The sequence below is a fragment of the Pantoea sp. NGS-ED-1003 genome (assembly GCF_000738765.1).
In the GTDB taxonomy this organism is placed as follows: domain Bacteria; phylum Pseudomonadota; class Gammaproteobacteria; order Enterobacterales; family Enterobacteriaceae; genus Pantoea; species Pantoea septica.
The window spans coordinates 106888-123891 of record NZ_JPQA01000005.1 but is presented as its reverse complement, the minus strand read 5'-3'; the positions used below and the strand labels follow the sequence as shown (position 1 = coordinate 123891).

18 protein-coding genes and 2 tRNA genes are annotated in these 17004 nt (G+C 61.1%); 7 read left to right on the top strand and 13 right to left on the bottom strand.

The window, feature by feature from the left end:
* Positions 1 to 49: 49 nt before the first annotated feature.
* Positions 50 to 1240: a 23S rRNA (cytosine(1962)-C(5))-methyltransferase RlmI gene (rlmI, locus tag JS46_RS11560; RefSeq protein WP_033751157.1), complete on the bottom strand. Its 1191-nt coding sequence runs from the start codon at positions 1238 to 1240 to the stop codon at positions 50 to 52.
* 85 nt (positions 1241 to 1325) lie between these two features.
* On the opposite strand from rlmI, the gene yccX reads away from it, so the two are divergent.
* On the top strand, positions 1326 to 1604 hold the full coding sequence (gene yccX, locus JS46_RS11555; RefSeq protein ID WP_033751154.1) for an acylphosphatase: 279 nt from the start codon (positions 1326 to 1328) through the stop codon (positions 1602 to 1604).
* Here yccX and tusE read toward each other — a convergent pair whose 3' ends face one another.
* Complete coding sequence (gene tusE / locus JS46_RS11550) at positions 1605 to 1931, bottom strand: sulfurtransferase TusE (RefSeq protein ID WP_033751150.1); 327 nt, start codon at positions 1929 to 1931, stop codon at positions 1605 to 1607.
* A gap of 139 nt (positions 1932 to 2070) precedes the next feature.
* Positions 2071 to 2727: an FtsH protease modulator YccA gene (gene yccA, locus JS46_RS11545; RefSeq protein ID WP_033751148.1), complete on the bottom strand. Its 657-nt coding sequence runs from the start codon at positions 2725 to 2727 to the stop codon at positions 2071 to 2073.
* Between the two features lie 219 nt (positions 2728 to 2946).
* Here yccA and JS46_RS11540 point away from each other — a divergent pair.
* From JS46_RS11540 to agp, 3 genes are all read left to right on the top strand, one after another.
* A tRNA-Ser gene (locus tag JS46_RS11540) sits at positions 2947 to 3034 on the top strand.
* A gap of 67 nt (positions 3035 to 3101) precedes the next feature.
* Positions 3102 to 3189 (top strand) — tRNA-Ser (locus tag JS46_RS11535).
* Between the two features lie 236 nt (positions 3190 to 3425).
* Complete coding sequence (gene agp / locus JS46_RS11530) at positions 3426 to 5063, top strand: bifunctional glucose-1-phosphatase/inositol phosphatase (protein ID WP_033751145.1); 1638 nt, start codon at positions 3426 to 3428, stop codon at positions 5061 to 5063.
* A gap of 56 nt (positions 5064 to 5119) precedes the next feature.
* On the opposite strand, the gene JS46_RS11525 is transcribed toward agp, so the two are convergent.
* Genes JS46_RS11525 through wrbA form a run of 3 tightly spaced genes read right to left on the bottom strand, consistent with a single transcriptional unit; the run spans position 5120 to position 7395 of the window.
* Positions 5120 to 6493 (bottom strand): NAD-dependent succinate-semialdehyde dehydrogenase, encoded by a 1374-nt coding sequence (locus JS46_RS11525; protein ID WP_033751141.1) that lies wholly within the window; start codon positions 6491 to 6493, stop codon positions 5120 to 5122.
* 51 nt (positions 6494 to 6544) lie between these two features.
* Positions 6545 to 6775 (bottom strand): YccJ family protein, encoded by a 231-nt coding sequence (locus JS46_RS11520; RefSeq protein WP_033751138.1) that lies wholly within the window; start codon positions 6773 to 6775, stop codon positions 6545 to 6547.
* Between the two features lie 20 nt (positions 6776 to 6795).
* A complete protein-coding gene (gene wrbA, locus JS46_RS11515; RefSeq protein ID WP_033751136.1) occupies positions 6796 to 7395 on the bottom strand; it encodes an NAD(P)H:quinone oxidoreductase in 600 nt (199 codons plus the stop codon).
* A 153-nt stretch (positions 7396 to 7548) separates the two neighbouring features.
* On the opposite strand from wrbA, the gene JS46_RS11510 reads away from it, so the two are divergent.
* Positions 7549 to 8457: a DMT family transporter gene (locus JS46_RS11510; RefSeq protein WP_033751134.1), complete on the top strand. Its 909-nt coding sequence runs from the start codon at positions 7549 to 7551 to the stop codon at positions 8455 to 8457.
* Here JS46_RS11510 and rutG read toward each other — a convergent pair whose 3' ends face one another.
* From rutG to rutA, 6 genes are read right to left on the bottom strand one after another with little or no spacing between them, the layout of a single operon-like run.
* Positions 8458 to 9783 carry a pyrimidine utilization transport protein G gene (gene rutG / locus JS46_RS11505; RefSeq protein WP_033751132.1) on the bottom strand — a complete coding sequence of 442 codons (1326 nt, stop codon included), beginning with the start codon at positions 9781 to 9783 and terminating at the stop codon, positions 8458 to 8460.
* A 42-nt stretch (positions 9784 to 9825) separates the two neighbouring features.
* Positions 9826 to 10350 carry an NADH-dependent FMN reductase RutF gene (gene rutF / locus JS46_RS11500; protein ID WP_033751123.1) on the bottom strand — a complete coding sequence of 175 codons (525 nt, stop codon included), beginning with the start codon at positions 10348 to 10350 and terminating at the stop codon, positions 9826 to 9828.
* A gap of 10 nt (positions 10351 to 10360) precedes the next feature.
* The gene (rutD, locus tag JS46_RS11495) at positions 10361 to 11164 is read right to left on the bottom strand and encodes a pyrimidine utilization protein D (protein ID WP_033751121.1); all 804 of its coding nucleotides are present in this window, start codon (positions 11162 to 11164) and stop codon (positions 10361 to 10363) included.
* Entirely contained in the window at positions 11164 to 11559 is a 396-nt protein-coding gene (gene rutC, locus JS46_RS11490; protein ID WP_033751119.1) for a pyrimidine utilization protein C, read from the bottom strand. The genes rutD and rutC overlap by 1 nt, the downstream gene beginning before the upstream one ends.
* A 4-nt stretch (positions 11560 to 11563) precedes the next feature.
* Positions 11564 to 12283 carry a pyrimidine utilization protein B gene (gene rutB, locus JS46_RS11485; protein WP_033751117.1) on the bottom strand — a complete coding sequence of 240 codons (720 nt, stop codon included), beginning with the start codon at positions 12281 to 12283 and terminating at the stop codon, positions 11564 to 11566.
* Positions 12283 to 13371, bottom strand: coding sequence for a pyrimidine utilization protein A (gene rutA, locus JS46_RS11480; RefSeq protein WP_033751116.1), 1089 nt, complete (start codon positions 13369 to 13371; stop codon positions 12283 to 12285). The genes rutB and rutA overlap by 1 nt, the downstream gene beginning before the upstream one ends.
* Positions 13372 to 13677: 306 nt before the next feature.
* On the opposite strand from rutA, the gene rutR reads away from it, so the two are divergent.
* Entirely contained in the window at positions 13678 to 14313 is a 636-nt protein-coding gene (gene rutR, locus JS46_RS11475; RefSeq protein ID WP_033751113.1) for an HTH-type transcriptional regulator RutR, read from the top strand.
* A gap of 42 nt (positions 14314 to 14355) precedes the next feature.
* A complete protein-coding gene (locus tag JS46_RS11470) occupies positions 14356 to 15330 on the top strand; it encodes a metal-dependent hydrolase (RefSeq protein WP_033751110.1) in 975 nt (324 codons plus the stop codon).
* A 97-nt stretch (positions 15331 to 15427) separates the two neighbouring features.
* Here the strand turns inward: JS46_RS11470 and cycA are convergent, their stop codons facing one another.
* Positions 15428 to 16822 carry a D-serine/D-alanine/glycine transporter gene (gene cycA / locus JS46_RS11465; protein ID WP_033751107.1) on the bottom strand — a complete coding sequence of 465 codons (1395 nt, stop codon included), beginning with the start codon at positions 16820 to 16822 and terminating at the stop codon, positions 15428 to 15430.
* Between the last annotated feature and the right edge of the window lie 182 nt (positions 16823 to 17004).

Below are 17004 nucleotides of genomic sequence, written 5' to 3'. Positions count from 1 at the left end.
AGAAAAACTGCCTCCTGATCAATATGGCGTCAGAAGGCGCTTTTTCAAGTCACACCACACGACATGCAAAACCTTTCAGATAAAGACCCTCAGGATAGCTGGCGATCACCGGGTGATCGGCCGCCTGACGGAACTGCTCGATAAACTGCGCTTCGCGGCCCGCATCCAGCGCGGCGTCGGCCACGATCTTCTGGAACAGCTCGGTCGCCATCAGGCCTGAACAGGAGAAGGTCATCAGGATGCCGCCGGGATTGAGCAGCTGCATCGCCAGCATATTGATATCTTTATACCCGCGACAGGCGCCCGCCAGCTGGTTTTTGTTCTCCACGAACTTCGGCGGATCCATGATAATCAGATCGAACTTCTCGCCGGCGTCGCGGTAGCGGCGCAGCAGCTTGAACACGTCGTCGCGCACGAACTGGGCGCGCGACAGATCCAGCTCGTTGAGCTCGACGTTCTGGCGCGCTACGTCAAGCGCCTCCTGCGAGGTATCCACGCTAATGACTTCGCGGCAGCCGCCCATCAGCGCCGATACGGCAAATCCGCCGGTATAGGAGAAGCAGTTCAGCACGCGCGCATCCTGCGCATAGCGGCGCGTCGCCAGACGGCTGTCGCGCTGGTCGAGGTAATAGCCGGTTTTATGGCCGCCCTGAATATCGACCAACAGCTTCATGCCGTGTTCGGTAATCGGCAGCAGCGGCGGCGGTAGTTCGCCGGTTACCGTGCCCTGCGTCAGCTCCAGACCCTCTTTTTTACGCACCGCCACATCGGAACGATCGTAGATGGCGCACTGGGGAAAGCACTGCTGCAGCGCGGAGAGAATCGCCGGGCGCTGATACTCCGCGCCGGCAGAGAGCAGCTGCAGCACCAGAAAGTTGCCGAAGCGATCGATGGTGACGCCAGGCAAGCCGTCAGATTCGCCGGCGATCAGACGATAGCTGTCCAGCCCGTCTTTCTGCGCCAGCCAGTCGCGCCACTGCCGCGCCAGCTCGAAACGGCGTACGAAGAAGGCGATATCAATTGATTCGTCCTGCTGCCAGCTCCAGACGCGGGCGCGAATTTGCGACTGCGGCGAATAAGCCGCGCGCGCGAGAAATTTGCCGTTATGGTCGCAGACATCAACGGTTTCACCCAGTTGCGCTTTACCTTCAAGGCGCGCGACGGCACCGGAAAACACCCACGGATGGCGGCGGAGCAGGGATTTTTCACGTCCCTTAGCGAGAATCAATCGAACGGTCATAGTTTGCTATGCTTACCTGAAAAAATGAGGCGCCATTGTCCGGCGGATAACGGAAAATTGCAACGCGCAGCGGCAGGAGAGAGTGATGACATCAGCCTGTTATAAAATATGGGTGCACGGCAGAGTGCAGGGCGTCGGGTTCCGCTACAGTACTCAAACGCAGGCGTCGCAGCTTGGCGTGCTGGGTTATGCGCGGAATCTGGATGACGGCAGCGTTGAGGTACTGGCCTGGGGCGAGCCGGACAAGGTCGACGCGCTTATCGCGTGGCTGAAGGCCGGCGGGCCGCGCAGAGCGCGTGTCGATAAAGTATTAATGGAGCCGCATCAACCCGCCGAGCCGCCGCGCCGTTTTACCACCGGTTGATCAGAGACACTTCGCTGGTTTAGGCAGGCCAGCGATTTTAGTCGCCTGTTTCGCCGGGCCGTCCGGGAACAGACGGAACAAGTAGCGGCTGTTGCCTTTCTCTTCGCCGTACTTTTGCGCCATCGCCTTGACCAGCATGCGGATGGCGGGCGAAGTATTGTATTCCAGATAGAACGCGCGCACGAAACGCACCACTTCCCAGTGCGCCTCGCTCATGGCGATGCCTTCTTTATCGGCGATCTGTGCTGCCAGCGCCTCGCTCCAGTCGTCACGATGCTTCAAATAGCCTTCGCCGTCGACCTCGATGGTTTTACCGTTAAATTCCACGTTTGCTCCTGACTGCGTTATCCGGCGGCATTCTACCAAATTGCGCCGTCATAAAAAGCAAAACCCCGCCGAAGCGGGGTCAGGGAAGCGCTGTCGCGGGACGCCTTGCTGTTGTGTAGGGCTACCCGCTGCGAAGCGATTAGTCGTTGCGGGCGAAGCCCAGAATGCTCAGCAGGCTGATAAAGATATTGTAGAGCGAGACGTAGAGGCTGACGGTGGCGCGAATATAGTTGGTCTCGCCGCCGTGAATAATATTGCTGGTTTCCCACAGGATTGCGCCGGCGGAAAAGAGAATAAACAGCGCGCTGATCGCCAGGTGCAGCGCAGGCAGCTGCAGGAACAGATTGGCGACGACCGCCACCAGCAACACCACGAAGCCCGCCATCATCATACCGCCCAGGAAAGACATGTCGCGGCGGGTGGTCAGCACATAGGCCGAGCAGCAGAAGAAGACCAGCGCCGTGCCGCCTAACGCCAGCGCAATCACGTCACCCATGCCTGCGGCTAAAAACGAGCTGAGGATCGGACCAAGGCAGTAGCCGAGGAAGCCGGTGAAGGCGAAGGCCGCCAAAATCCCCATCGGGCTGTCAGCCAGCTTATGGGTGAGGAACATCAGGCCGTAAAAACCGACCAGCATTAAAATCAGTCCCGGACCAGGCAGGCCCAGCACGGTGCTCGCAGTGGCGGTTACGGCGGAAAACGCCAGCGTCAGGCCGAGCAGGAAATAGGTGTTACGCAGCACCTTATGGGTGCTGAGCAGCGATGTCCGTGAAGACGAGGTAATAATTCTGTCCATAATGCGCTCCTTTATCAGAACACGAGGTTTGCGCTGAGAATACGCAGCGGGGGCAAAACGGGAAAGGCGTTTTACCCTTCTTTACGCGATAAATCGCTGTTTCTCTGAGCGGAATGGCGATTTCGCCAACGAATAACGCCATTTTGGCTGTTTTTCAGGCGAATGAATTCGTACAGGCTTTACATCCTCCGGGGGGATGTTTATAGTGCGCCTCATTGCGGAGGGGTGGCCGAGCGGCTTAAGGCAGCGGTCTTGAAAACCGCCGATGGGAAACCATCCGAGAGTTCGAATCTCTCCTCCTCCGCCACTTTCCTGCTCAGGCAGGAACAGGCAATGCGGCAATGTCGTTTTGCCGATGTGAAAAGCATCACCCCGGAGGGATGGCCGAGCGGCTTAAGGCAGCGGTCTTGAAAACCGCCGATGGGAAACCATCCGAGAGTTCGAATCTCTCTTCCTCCGCCACACCAGACAGGCCAGCACAATGTGCTGGCCTGTTGCATTTCTGCCTTTCGACCTCTGCTCGCACTGCGCTTTACAGGCTGCTTTCGGCCTGCTCTGCTATAGTCCATTCACGTTTTTGCAAACATCGGGCGCATTTCGCGGCCAGCTTAGGTTACACTGTGGGCCACTATGCTCTGATCAGAGCTAATCGGTTGATAGCCAGAGTGTTTCTCTACTGAATAAATGGAATAGGCACAATGATCAAGAAACTGAGTCTTTGCGCACTGTCGGTGCTGGCCGCGCTGCCGATCGGCATGGCGGCCCAGGCGGCTGAAGGCGACATGCAGCTGCAACAGGTACTGATGTTTAGCCGCCACAACCTGCGCGCGCCGCTGGCCGATAATGGCAGCGTGCTGGAACAGTCGACGAAGAAAAGCTGGCCGCAGTGGAGCGTGCCGGGCGGACAGCTCACCACCAAAGGCGGCGTGCTGGAAGTCTACATGGGCAACTACACGCGTCAGTGGCTGGCGCAGCAGGGCCTGGTGCAGAACGGCAGCTGTCCCGACAGCAGCAACGTCTTCGTCTACGCCAACAGCCTGCAGCGCACCGTCGCGACGGCTCAGTTCTTCGTTAACGGCGCGTTCCCCGGCTGTGATATCGCCGTCACCCATCAGGACGCCATGGGCACTATGGATCCGGTGTTTAACCCGGTGATCACCGACGACAGCGAAGCCTTTAATAAGAAAGCGCTGGCGGCGATGACGGCGGAAAACGAAAAGCTGGCGCTGAAGCCTTCGCTGCAGCAGCTGGATAAGATCGTCGATTACAAATCCGCGCCGGCCTGCAACAACAAAAAACAGTGCGATTTAAGCAGCGGCGACAACGTCTTCAGCGCCGAAAACGGCAAAGAGCCGAACGTAAGCGGCCCGCTGAAGGTCGGCAACTCGCTGATGGACGCCTTCACGCTGCAGTATTATGAAGGCTTCCCGCTTGAGCAGGTCGCCTGGGGCCAGATCAAAACGCCAGAGCAGTGGAAAACCCTGTCGGCGATCAAAAACGGCTATCAGGACGCGCTTTTCACCAGCCCGGACATCGCGCGCGAAGTCGCCGCGCCGCTGGTGGACTACATCCGCAGCCAGCTGGTGGATGAGGACAAAGCCAACGCGCCGAAAATCACCCTGATGGTGGGACACGACTCCAATATCGCCTCGCTGCTGAGCGCGCTGCAGGTTAAGCCTTATGAACTGCCGGGCACCTGGGAAAATACCCCCATCGGCGGCCAGCTGGTGTTCGAACGCTGGCACGATGCGAAAAACAATAAAGATCTGCTGAAGCTGGAATATGTCTACCAGACCGCCGATCAGCTGCGCGACGGCGAAGTGCTGAGCCTGAAGAATCCGCCGAAGCGCGTGACGCTGCAGCTGGAAGGCTGTCCGACCGACGGCAACGGCTACTGCAGCTGGGATCAGTTCGCTCAGGCGCTGAACGGCGCGCTGCAGGGCACGCCGATGGAGCCGGCCGCGCAGCCGACTGCGGCTGCCGCAGACGATGCCGCTAAGCCGGCGGAGAATAAACCGGCCGTCGATAAAGCCGCCGCCGATAAAGCCGCTGCCGATAAAGCCGCCGCTAATAAAGCTGCTGCGGACAAAGCGGCAGCGGAGAAAGCCGCCGCGCAAAAAGCCGCTGAAGCGAAAGCTGCAGAAGAGAAGGCGAAAGCGGCCGAGGAAAAAGCGAAAGCAGAACGCGCCGCGGCGCAAAAGGCGGCAGCTGAGAAGGCGGCCGCCGACAAAGCGGCGGCAGACAAAGCCGATGCGGATAAACCTGCCGACGCGCCAGCGCAGAAGCCGGTGGAGTCCGCGCAGAACAGCGATGCGAAACAGACCGTCACCCAGTAAACCCCGCACCAATAAAAAACCCCGCCGCAGCGGGGTTTTTTTATGGGCGAGACAGATTAGCCTGCGACCACCACCAGCTTCTGGTTGGCGAACTCTTTGATACCCAGATCCGACAGCTCGCGGCCATAGCCGGAGCGCTTCACGCCGCCGAACGGCAGCTCGGCTGAGGTATCGCTCTGCGAGTTGATAAACACCATGCCGGTCTCGATCGCCGAGGCGAGTCGGCGTCCGCGCGCGCTGTCTTGCGTCCAGACCGAGCCGCCCAGGCCGTAGTGAGAGTCGTTCGCCAGCGCAACGGCAGCGTTGTCGTCGCCTACCACATAAATCTGCGCCACCGGTCCGAAGAACTCCTCATAGTAGGCAGGATTATCCGGGCGGATGTCGGTCAGGATCGTCGGCTGGAAGTAGCAGCCGACGCCCTCGACCGGTTTGCCGCCGATCAGCAGCGTCGCGCCGTTACGCACCGCCTCGTCGACCTGTTTCGCAAGACGATCGCGCGCATCTTTGGAAGAGAGCGGCCCCAGCGTGGTCTGCTCGTCGAGCGGATCGCCCAGGCGGGCCGCCTTGAGCGCTGCGCTGAACTTATCGATAAAGGCGCTGGCGATCTTTTCGTGCAGAATAAAGCGCTTGGCGGCGGTGCAGACCTGACCGCAGTTGCTGAGCCGCGCCTGCGCGCCCTGACGCACCGCCTCGTCGATATCGGCGTCGTCGAGCACCACGAAAACGTCGTTACCGCCCAGTTCCAGCGTCGATTTCTTCAGGTATTTGCCCGCCTGCTGCGCCACGGCGCTGCCGGCGCGTTCTGAACCTGTCAGGGCGACGCCCTGCACACGATCGTCGGCAATCAGCTCGGCGACCTGGTCGCTGCTGATAAACAGGTTAGTCCAGGCGCCTTCCGGCGCGCCCGCTTCGATGACCAGCTTTGCAAACACGTCGGCGCAGTGCGGCACGATATTGGCATGTTTCGCCAGCACCGGATTGCCCAGCGCCAGGTTAGGCGCCAGCACGCGCATCAGCTGATAATAAGGGAAGTTCCACGGCTCGACGGCGACCAGCACGCCGATAGGATGATACTCGACCCAGGCCTCGCCCAGTTCGCTGGGGTAGGGCTGTGGTTTCAGGATCTCTGCCGCATGGTCGGCATAGTAGCGCGCGATCTGCGCGCAAATTTTCACTTCTCCACGGCTCTGACCAATCAGCTTGCCCATCTCCTTGCTGGCGATGGCGGCCAGCTCGTCAACCCGGCTTTCAATCAAATCAGCCAGTCTGGCGAGCACCTGCAGACGCGGCGCGATATCCCCTTTGCTCCACGACGAGTGGAACAGGCGATCGGCGGTTTCCAGCGCGTGGCTTACCGCAGCGGCGTCGTGAGAAGGCCAGCTTTTCAGCAGCTGATTATTGGCGGGGTTAATGCTCTGATAGGAAGACATAGATTCTCCTTGGTCAGTAAAAAAGGTGAGGCGGGAAATCCCGCCTCGCAATCAGATATTTTTGCGCTCTACCGGCGTATCGTCCCACGTCAGCACGTCGGCTTCCGTTTTGTCAAAGGCGCGAAACAGCACTTCGTCGTTACCCTGCTGACGCCAGATCTCCTCCGCCAGCTTTTCGTCATAGTTAGCCACTTCGAAAATAGCCTCGGCGATTTCCGGCGAGGTGTGGCGCAGCGTGGCCCATTCGCCCACGTGGTGTGCTTTCGCTTGATCGTTCGACATACTTTTCTCCTTAATGAAACTTACCCTTTGAGTTTTACCGTCAGACCGGCAACGTGTTCGCCCTGATAGCGAGCGATATTCAGTTCCGCTTCCGTAGGCTGACGCGAGCCGTCGCCTCCCGCCAGCGTAGTGGCGCCGTAAGGCGTACCGCCGCGCACCTGCGAGATATCGAACAGCTCTTGCGTTCCGTAACCAATCGGCACGATCACCATGCCGTGGTGCGCTAAGGTGGTCCAGACCGAGGTAATGGTCAGCTCCTGGCCGCCGCCGGTACCGGTGGAGGTAAAGACGCTGCCGACCTTGCCGTGCAGCGCGCCGGACGCCCACAGGCCGCCGGTGCGGTCCCAGAAGGTGCGCATCTGGCCGGACATATTGCCGAAGCGCGTCGGCGTGCCGATCAGGATAGCGTCGTACTGCGGCAATATGTCCGGCGTGGCTTCCGGGGCCGCCTGGTTGGTTTTTCCGCCTACCTGAGCGAAACGCTCGGCGTCCATGGTTTCCGGCACGCGCCGGATATCGACTTTGACGCCCGGAACGCGACGCGCGCCTTCCGCTACCGCATGCGCCATGGTTTCGATATGTCCGTACATTGAGTAATAAAGCACCAAAATTCGGGCCATTGCGCGCTCCTCAGCATGTGAAAACCTAAGCAGAAGTATAGAAGAGCTTTTTGGCCCTGCGGCGAGATCGCAAAATTTGCGGTTTTTCTGATGCATTGCATTCAGGTCGCGACCTGCGCACAATGGCGCCCGTTGAATCACGGAAGGTGTGTTATGTCGGACGTTTCCCGCACGCTGGCGCTGCGCGTATCGCGCGAAGAGCTGGTGCTGATTTTGATTACCATGATCTGGGGCGGCACCTTTCTGGTGGTGCATCGCGCGATGGCCTTTTCCGGTCCCTTCTTTTTTGTCGGGCTGCGCTTCGCCACCGCCGCGCTGATCCTCGCCTGCGTCTTTCGTCGCGCGCTGGCGGGCACCACGCGGCAGGAGCTGATCGCCGGCGCGCTGATCGGCCTGTCGATCGCCGGCGGCTACGGCCTGCAAACCTGGGGCATGCAGACCATCTCCAGCAGCCAGTCCGCCTTTCTCACCGCGCTCTACGTGCCGGTGGTGCCGCTGCTGCAGTGGCTGTTTCTGCGGCGGCCGCCGGGCGTGATGGCGTGGTGCGGCATACTGCTCGCTTTTCTCGGCCTGCTGCTGGTGGCCGGGCCGCAGGATGGCCGCATCAGCCTTAACCAGGGCGAAATCGCCACCTTGCTCAGCACGCTGGCGATCGCCGCCGAGATCATCCTGATTAGCCGTTTCGCCGGTCAGGTAGACGTGCGCCGCGTGACGCTGATTCAGCTGGCGGTCGCTTCGCTGTGCGCCTTCGCCCTGATGGCGCCGAACGGCGAGTCGATGCCGGCGCTCAGCCCGACGCTGCTGCTGAGCGCACTGGGTCTCGGCGCGGCCAGCGCGCTGATTCAGGTCACCATGAACTGGGCGCAGCGCAGCGTCTCGCCGACGCGCGCCACGGTAATTTACGCGGGCGAGCCGGTCTGGGCGGGCGTGGTAGGGCGTCTCGCCGGAGAGCGACTGCCTGCGGCGGCCATTCTCGGCGGCGCGCTGATCGTTTGCGGCGTCATCGTCAGCGAGCTGAAGCTCAGGCGAAAAAAAGCGGCGCCCGAGGCGCCGCGCGAATAATCATCCCTGCTGCCGCGCCGGACGCTCCGCCAGCGCCGCGCCGCGTCGGCGCAGAATCGCATTAAGCAAAATCGCGCCGAAGGTGGCGGTGCCGATGCCGCCCAGGGTAAAGCCGCCGATCTTCAGAGAAAAATCGCCCGCGCCCAGCACCAGGGTGGTGGCGACCATAATCAGATTGCCGTTCTGGCTGAAGTCCACATGGTTCTGCACCCAGATGCGCGCGCCTGCGACCGCGATCAGGCCAAAGACCACAATCGAGGCGCCGCCGATCACCGGCGCGGGAATCGCATGGATCAGCGCGCCGAACTTCGGTGAAAAGCCGAGGATTAGCGCAATGACCGCCGCCGCCACGAAGGCGAGCGTAGAGTAAACTTTGGTGACCGCCATCACGCCGATATTCTCCGCGTAGGTGGTCACGCCGCTGCCGCCGATCGAGCCGGAGAGAATGGTCGCCAGGCCGTCGCCGACAAAGGCGCGTCCCATCCAGGGATCGAGATTGCGGCCGGTCATGCCCGCGACCGCCTTGAGATGGCCGAGGTTTTCCGCCACCAGAATAATCGCCACCGGCGCGATCATCACCATCGCCTGAAGATCGAAGCTGGGTGCGGTGGTTTGCGGCATGCCGAACCACGCGGCCTGGGCTACGCCGCTGAAGTCGACCGGTTTGCCGAAGCCCAGCACGTTGGTCAGCAGCGCGTAAATCGCCCAGGCGACGATCAGCCCCACCAGAATCAGCAGGCGCTGCACCATCCCGTGCGTAAAGACCGCCACCAGCCCGATGGCGAGCACGGTCATCACTGCCATCCAGCTGTCGAAGCCGGAGGCCGCCACGCTGTGTACCGCAATGGGCGCGAGGTTAAGCCCGATCGCCATTACCACGGCGCCGGTAACCACCGGCGGCATCAGACGTTCGATCCAGCGCGTGCCGACTTTCATCACCAGCAGGCCGATGAGCATATAGAGCGCGCCGCAGGCGATGACTCCGCCGAGCGCGACGCTGAGATGCGGGTTGAGTCCCTGACCGTTGAAGCCGGTTACGGCGATCACCACGCCGACAAAGGCCGCGCTGGAACCGAGATAGCTCGGCACGCGTCCGCCGGTGATAACAAAAAAGAGCAGGGTGCCGATGCCTGACACCAGGATCGCCAGATTGGGATCCAGCCCCATCAGCAGCGGCATCAGCACGGTGGCGCCGAACATCGCCACCGCATGCTGCAGGCCGAGGATCGCCGTTTGTCCAAACGGTAGCGTCTCATCCGGGGCGATAAGCCCGCCGTCCGATACCGCCGACTTTTTACGCCATTGAGGAAACCAGGAACTCGCCATCGTTATCTCCAGAAAGAGTGGTATCAGGCCGCGCAGGGCGGATTAGCGGGCGTCCTGCCGCTGCAACGGTAGATAGCCGCGATTGAACCAGGCCAGTCCGTGCATTTCGTTGCTGAACGTCAGCGCCAGCACTTCGCAAAACAGCACGTCATGGGTGCCGACCGACGTAATGTCGCTGATGCGACAGTCGAACGAGACCAGCGCCCCTTGCAGCACGGGCGAACCTGTCGCCGCCGTGCGCCACTGCGCCGCCTGAAAGCGCGCTTCCATCGGCGTCTTGCCGCCGAACAGGCCAGAGAGCGCCTCCTGACCGGCTGCCAGGGTATTGACGCAAAGCTGGCGGTTGGCGTCGAACACCGACCATACCGAGGCGGAGCGATTCAGGCAGACCAGCAGAGTCGGCGGCGTATCGGTGACGCTGCACACCGCGGAGGCGGTAAAACCTGCGCGGCCCGCCGGGCCGTCGGTGGTGATGATATTAACGGCGGCGCCAAGGCGCGCCATGCCGTCACGAAAGGCCTGCTTCTCGACCAGCGCGATCTCTGGCGTAAGGGTAAGGGTGCTCATGGTTATCTCCTCAGCTCGCCGCGCGCTGCGGCGCGGCTTCGCTCCTGTTAAGCCACTGCAGCAGCAGCGAATTGAATCCGTCGGCGTCGGTGACGCTCATGGCATGTCCGCCCCAGGACATCGCGATCTGCTGCGCGTTGGGCAGCGCAGCCGCCAGCTCCCCGTTGCAGCTCCAGGGCACCAGCATGTCATCCTGGCTACAGATCGCCAGCACCGGCTGCTGAATGCGTTCGGCCAGCGGCGCGAAGTCGACGCGCATCAGGGCGTTCAGGCGCAGCAGCAGGTTGTCGCGCCCCTGAAAATGGGCGAGATGCGCCGCCTCTTCTTCGGCGAGACGCATCTGATGCTGCGCCATCCACTCCGCCGGATAGAGGAACAGCGGCTGCGCGCGCACGAAGGCCTCGACGCCCGCCTTGAGCAACAGATCCTGCCGCACCTGAAAGCAGCGCCGCGTATGGGGATGCAGCCGCAGCCAGCCGTTGATGACCGCCACGCGCTCGACGCGTTCGGGGTAATCGAGCGCCAGCTGCAGCCCGACGAGGCCGCCGAGCGCGTGGCCGATGACGCTGAAGCGCGTAATAGCGCGCTGCGCCAGCGCCTCGGCCAGCTCGGCCGCCATCATCGCCATCGAATAGTCGGCGGGCAGCGGCTGCGCGCTGCGGCCGGTGCCGCGCTGGTCGTAAACCACCACGCGATAGCGCGCGCACAGCGCCGCCAGCTGCGGCTGCCAGAAGCCCGCTACGCCGCCGAGGCCGGAAGCCAGCACCAGCGTAGCCGCCGCGGGATCCTGCCGTCCCAGTATCTCCAGATGCATCACGCCTCCCGTTTGCCGATATGCGCCACGCTGGCGATTTCCACCAGCGCGTCGGGCTTCACCAGGCCGCACTGAATGCAGAAGCGCGCCGGCTTATCGCCGGCGAAATACTCGGCATAGACCTGATTGATGGCGGCGTAATTTTGCCAGTCGGTAAGAAAAATGGAGTTGAACGTTACGTCGTCGAGCGTGCCGCCCGCGGTTTCAATCACGGTTTTAATGGTTTCCAGCACGTGGCGCGTCTGCGCGGCGGCGTCGCCGATATGCACCACGTTATTCTCTTTATCGAACGGCAGGATGCCGGATACATACACCACGCCGTCGGCCAGCGTCCCCGGCACGAAAGGGGCGATAGGCGTAGCGGTGCCCGGCGGAATAATCACAGACTTCGGCATGGCGTTACTCCTTATGACCTTGCAGGCTTTCGCAGAAGGCGTCGACGCTGGATACCCAGCCGAAAAAGGTTTCGATATTGAAAATCGCCGCCTGCTGCGCGAAGGGCGGGCCCGCCTGGTAAGTGGCGTCTTCCAGCACCACGCCGAAATATTCGAGGAAAAAGCCGTCGCGCAGCGTCGATTCCACACAGACGTTGGTGGCAATGCCGGTAAAGATCAGATGACGAATACCGCGGCTGCGCAGCATGCTGTCGAGCGGGGTGTTGAAAAAGCCGCTGTAGCGCGGTTTCGGCAGCACGATATCTTCTGGCTGCGGCTGCAGCGCGTCCACCAGCTGATAATCCCAGCCGCCTTTCGCCAGCAGCGAGCCCTGCAGCTCAGGGCGCTTGCGCATGGTTTTCAGGGCGTTGGATTTATGAAAATTCGGCGAACCGGCGTCGCCCGCCTCAACATACTGGTTATCCCAGCCGTTCTGGAACCAGACGATCTGCACGCCGGCCGCGCGCGCGGCGGCGACCGCCTGCGCAATCTTCTCTATCACCGGCGTCGTGGCGGAGACGTCGAAGCCGGCGAGGTCGAGATAGCCGCCGGGCGTGGCGTAGGCGTTTTGCATATCGACCACGATCAGCGCGCTTTGCGTGGGTGGGAAAGCGATCGCTTCCGGGCGCGCAGGCAGCTCAACCTGCGGCAGCGCGGAAGCATGGGCGCAGTAAACGGTACTCATCAGGCCACCTCTCTGTTGTCATTGATCTGGCTGCGACACTGCATCAGCGGCTGGATATGCTGGCCGAAATATTCAATGCCCTGCAGGAAGTCGTCAAAGGTGAGCAGCACGCCCTCGGCGCCTTCAACCTGCGCCACCTCATCCAGCATGCGCGCGACGTTAGCGTAAGAGCCAACCAGCGTGCCCATATTGATATTGACCGCGGAAGTGGGGTCGGCCATCTGGCGCACGTTGGTGTCGCTGCCGGAACGCTTGTCCTGCTGGCTCTGCGTGGTGAGCCAGGCGAGCGCCTCCTGGTCGGCGCCCGCTTTGTAGTGTTCCCATTTCGCGCGCGCCGCCTCGTCGCTGTCGGCGGCGATAATCATGAACAGCACGTAGGAGCCGACGTCGCGGCCCGCCTTGTCTGCCGCCTGCTTCATACGCGCGGCGGTCGGGGCGAAGGCGGCCGGCGTATTGACCCCTTTGCCGAAGCAGAAGTTGTAGTCGGCATGCTGCGCGGAAAAGGCCATGCCTGCGTCGCTCTGACCGGCGCAGATCACCTTCATCGGCTTCTGCGGCTGCGGGCTGACGCGGCAGTCGTTCATGGTGAAAAACTCACCCTTGAAATCGGACTGGCCGCTGCCCCAGAGGTCGCGCAGCACGGTAACGTACTCCGTCAGGTAGTCGTAGCGGCGGCTAAAGTAGTCATCGCCCGGCCAGATGCCCATCTGCTCATACTCCGGCTTCTGCCAGCCGGTCACCAGATTGACGCCGAAGCGGCCGCCGGAGATGGAGTCGATGGTCGACGCCATGCGCGCCACGATGGCGGGCGGCAGCGTTAGCGTGGCGGCGGTGGCGTAGATCTCGATACGTGAGGTCACCGCGGCCAGGCCCGCCATCAGGGTGAAAGATTCAAGGTTGTGATCCCAGAATTCGGTTTTGCCGCCGAAGCCGCGCAGCTTGATCATCGAGAGCGCAAAGTCGAAGTGGTAGCGCTCCGCCTTTTGTACGATCGCCTTGTTCAGTTCGAACGTCGGTTTGTACTGCGGAGCGTGGGTAGAAATCAGCCAGCCGTTGTTACCAATCGGAATAAAAACGCCAATCTTCATGTCAAACCCTCTTTGCTAGGTGAAAAATGATGGGGTGCGCTACGCGGCATCCTGCTTCATCCCTGATGGCGGCGCTTGCTGACAAATTTGCAAAGGTTGTGCCACAAAATAAAAGAACATATTTAACAATGAATTAAATTTAAGGCGGCGAGAGAAAGTGGAGCGGATGGTCCGTTATGGACCATTTGGTCAAAAATCTCTGCACGTTTTGCAGGCAAGCTGAACAAAAAAGGTGCAGCGGCCGGGTTGGGCAGGGGTGAGCGGCTTTGCTATGATGCCAGTACGCTTAAGGAATGAGGTAACGCTGTGAAAACCGATGAAAAAAAACCGACGCGACGTTCGCGCGCGACTGCGGCGAAACGCGCCGCCATTCTGGAGGCCGCGCTGGCGCTTTTCTCTCAGTTTGGTATTCACGGCACGCGTCTGGATCAGGTCGCCGAGCGCGCCGACGTCTCGAAAACCAATCTGCTCTACTATTATCCTTCGAAAGAAACGCTCTATATCGCGGTGCTGAAAGAGATCCTCGACGTCTGGCTGGCGCCGCTGCGCGCGCTGCAGCACGATATGGACCCGCTCAGCGCCATACGCCGCTATATTTGCCTGAAGCTTGAGGTGTCGCGCGACCATCCGCAGGCGTCGCGGCTCTTCTGTCTGGAGATGCTGCAGGGCGCGCCGCTGCTAAAAGGGGAGCTGGCGGGCGATCTCAAACAGCTGGTGGACGATAAGGCGGCGATCGTTGAGCGCTGGATCAATGAAGGGCGGCTGGCGGGCGTGCAGCCGCAGCACCTCTTTTTTATGCTGTGGGCGGCGACGCAGCACTATGCGGATTTCGCCAGCCAGGTCGAGGCGATTACCGGCCAGACCCTGAGCGATCCCCAGTTTTTTGATGAAACGGTCGAAAACGTGCAGCGCATGATCATCGAAGGGATCCGCGTGCGCTAATTTCCTGGCGGCTGGCGCCGCCGCTCTGCCACGGAGTCATCGATGGATTCTGTTTCGCAACTGCTGCTGGGCGCGTCGGTCAGCGTCGCGGCGATGGGTCGCCGGACGCCGCTCTGGCAGGCGGCGGCGGTGGGCGCCGTCTGCGGCACGCTGCCCGATCTCGATGTGTTTATCGATCACGGCGACGCCATCCGCAATATGACGCTGCACCGCACCGAGAGCCATGCGCTGCTGTGGCTGACGCTGGCCTCGCCGCTGCTCGCCTGGCTTATCGCGGGCCTGTTCCGGCGCGGCGTAAGCTGGCAGCAGTGGTGGCTGGCCATCTGGCTGGCGCTGATTACCCATCCGCTGCTGGATCTGATGACGGTGTACGGCACGCAGCTTGGCCTGCCGCTCACCGATCACCCCTTCGCCGTCGGCAGCATCTATATCGTCGATCCGCTCTATACGCTGCCGCTGCTGATCTGCCTCGCGGTAGCGCTGCGGCGCGGCGGCGCCAGCGGTCTGCGCTGGAATCGCGCCGGATTAACCCTGAGCACGCTCTATCTCGCCTGGAGTATGGCGATTCAGGGCGTGGCAGGCTGGCAGATCGGGCAATCGCTGGCGCAGCAGAAGGTGTCCGACGAGAAGGTGCTGGTGACGCCAACCGCGTTTAATACGCTGGTGTGGCGAGCGGTGATTATCGACGGCGATCGCTATGGCGAAGCCTGGTGGTCGCTGCTGTCGCCGACGCGGCCGCTGCAGATCCGCTGGCAGCCGCGACACACGGCGCTGTTCGCACCGCTGCAGGGCAGCTGGTATGCGGAGCGCGTTGCCTGGTTCAGCCACGGCTTCTATGCGCTGCGCGAGCAGGATGGGCAGACCCTTATTGCCGATTTACGCATGGGGGAAGAGGGAAATTATACCTTTACCTTCGGCCTGGGCACGCCGCAGTCGCCCGCCGCGCATCCTGAGCGGCTGCCTTCCGCGCGCCCTTCGCTGGGGCAGAGTTTTAAAAAAATTGGGGAGCGCTTGTAAAAGCCACAATGACGCACCCCATCCCTGAGGTGCGGGTCAACGCGTTGCGTTGTTCAAAGCCCTCTTTATCGCGGTTTGACGCCCAGGATAAAAGCGCTTAACGGGCGGCGCGACGGCGCAGCAGCCAGCCCATGGTCAGCATGACAAACCACAGCGGGGTGACCATCAGCGCCTGACGGGTATCCTCCTGCAGCGTCAGCAGCACCAGCACGAAGGCGAAGAACGCTATCACCACCCAGCACATGAACTTGCCCAGCGGCATCTTAAAGCCCGACGCCGCATGGCGCTCCGGATACTTCTTGCGGTAGGCCAGATAGCTGCACAGGATAATGGTCCAGACGAACATAAACAGGATCGCCGACACCGTGGTCACCATAGTGAACACCGTCATCACGTCCGGGATCAGATAAATCAGCGCGACGCCGACAAGCAGACAGAGGCAGGAGAAAAAGAGTCCGGCAGTCGGCACCGCACGCGCGGAGAGTCGACCAAAGGCGCGGTGCGCCACACCCTGCTGCGACAGGCCGTAAAGCATACGGCTGGTGGAAAAGATGCCGCTGTTGGCAGAAGAGGCCGCCGAGGTCAGCACCACAAAGTTCACGATGCTGGCCGCCGCCGGCAGGCCGATCAGCACGAACATTTCAACAAAGGGGCTGCGATCCGCCAGCACCTGCGTCCAGGGCGTTACCGCCATGATCACCATCAGCGCCAGCACGTAGAACATAATCACGCGCAGCGGAATGGCGTTAATGGCGCGCGGCAACACCTTATGGGGATCGTGTGTTTCCGCCGCTGCCGTGCCGACCAGCTCAATGCCGACAAAGGCGAAGACCGCAATCTGGAAACCGGCGAAAAAGCCGCTCAGCCCTTTCGGGAACAGGCCGCCGTGATCCCAGATATTGCTCAGCGACGCGGTGCCGCCGCCTGGTGACGGATAGTGCAGAGTCACCAGCACGATGCCGGTGATAATCAGCGCCACGATGGCGACGATCTTAATGATGGCAAACCAGAACTCCATCTCGCCGAACATTTTCACCGTGGCGATATTCAGCGCAAGGAAGACGAAGACGCACAGCAGCGCGCTCATCCACACGGAAAAGCCGGGGAACCAGAGCTGGAAATAGGCGGATATCGCCACCACGTCGGCGATGCCGGTCACCACCCAGCAGAACCAGTAGGTCCAGCCGGTAAAGTAGCCTGCCCAGGGGCCGAGCAGGTCGGCAGCGAAGTCGCTGAAGGATTTGTATTCCAGATTAGAGAGCAGCAGCTCGCCCATCGCGCGCATGACAAAAAAGAGCATAAAGCCGATGATCATATAAACGAAAATGATCGACGGACCCGCCAGACTGATGGTTTTGCCGGAGCCCATAAACAGTCCGGTACCGATGGCACCGCCGATGGCGATAAGCTGAATATGACGGTTATGCAGATTACGCCGCAGCTTGTCAGGATTCTCCTGTTCAGCAACGGCTGCTTTTATTTGATCAACCATAAAATCGTTATTCCTGTCTGGATGTTGTGTCAGCTCTGCTGGCTGTTTGCGATCGCTTGCCTGGAGGCAAGTGGGCATAAGATAGAGGAATAAGGCAAAAGCTCGCTAATTTTTTTGTCCAAATGCGACCTTTACGTCTTATTAACATGTCAGAAAATCTTTACGCGGCACAAACTTGCGGC

Excerpts from the sequence above, each read along its gene's own strand:
- rlmI (WP_033751157.1), bottom strand. The coding sequence starts at position 1,240 with ATGACCGTTCGATTGATTCTCGCTAAGGGACGTGAAAAATCCCTGCTC.
- yccX (WP_033751154.1), top strand. The coding sequence starts at position 1,326 with ATGACATCAGCCTGTTATAAAATATGGGTGCACGGCAGAGTGCAGGGC.
- yccA (WP_033751148.1), bottom strand. The coding sequence starts at position 2,727 with ATGGACAGAATTATTACCTCGTCTTCACGGACATCGCTGCTCAGCACC.
- agp (WP_033751145.1), top strand. The coding sequence starts at position 3,426 with ATGATCAAGAAACTGAGTCTTTGCGCACTGTCGGTGCTGGCCGCGCTG.
- JS46_RS11525 (WP_033751141.1), bottom strand. The coding sequence starts at position 6,493 with ATGTCTTCCTATCAGAGCATTAACCCCGCCAATAATCAGCTGCTGAAA.
- JS46_RS11520 (WP_033751138.1), bottom strand. The coding sequence starts at position 6,775 with ATGTCGAACGATCAAGCGAAAGCACACCACGTGGGCGAATGGGCCACG.
- wrbA (WP_033751136.1), bottom strand. The coding sequence starts at position 7,395 with ATGGCCCGAATTTTGGTGCTTTATTACTCAATGTACGGACATATCGAA.
- JS46_RS11510 (WP_033751134.1), top strand. The coding sequence starts at position 7,549 with ATGTCGGACGTTTCCCGCACGCTGGCGCTGCGCGTATCGCGCGAAGAG.
- rutG (WP_033751132.1), bottom strand. The coding sequence starts at position 9,783 with ATGGCGAGTTCCTGGTTTCCTCAATGGCGTAAAAAGTCGGCGGTATCG.
- rutF (WP_033751123.1), bottom strand. The coding sequence starts at position 10,350 with ATGAGCACCCTTACCCTTACGCCAGAGATCGCGCTGGTCGAGAAGCAG.
- rutD (WP_033751121.1), bottom strand. The coding sequence starts at position 11,164 with ATGCATCTGGAGATACTGGGACGGCAGGATCCCGCGGCGGCTACGCTG.
- rutC (WP_033751119.1), bottom strand. The coding sequence starts at position 11,559 with ATGCCGAAGTCTGTGATTATTCCGCCGGGCACCGCTACGCCTATCGCC.
- rutB (WP_033751117.1), bottom strand. The coding sequence starts at position 12,283 with ATGAGTACCGTTTACTGCGCCCATGCTTCCGCGCTGCCGCAGGTTGAG.
- rutA (WP_033751116.1), bottom strand. The coding sequence starts at position 13,371 with ATGAAGATTGGCGTTTTTATTCCGATTGGTAACAACGGCTGGCTGATT.
- JS46_RS11470 (WP_033751110.1), top strand. The coding sequence starts at position 14,356 with ATGGATTCTGTTTCGCAACTGCTGCTGGGCGCGTCGGTCAGCGTCGCG.
- cycA (WP_033751107.1), bottom strand. The coding sequence starts at position 16,822 with ATGGTTGATCAAATAAAAGCAGCCGTTGCTGAACAGGAGAATCCTGAC.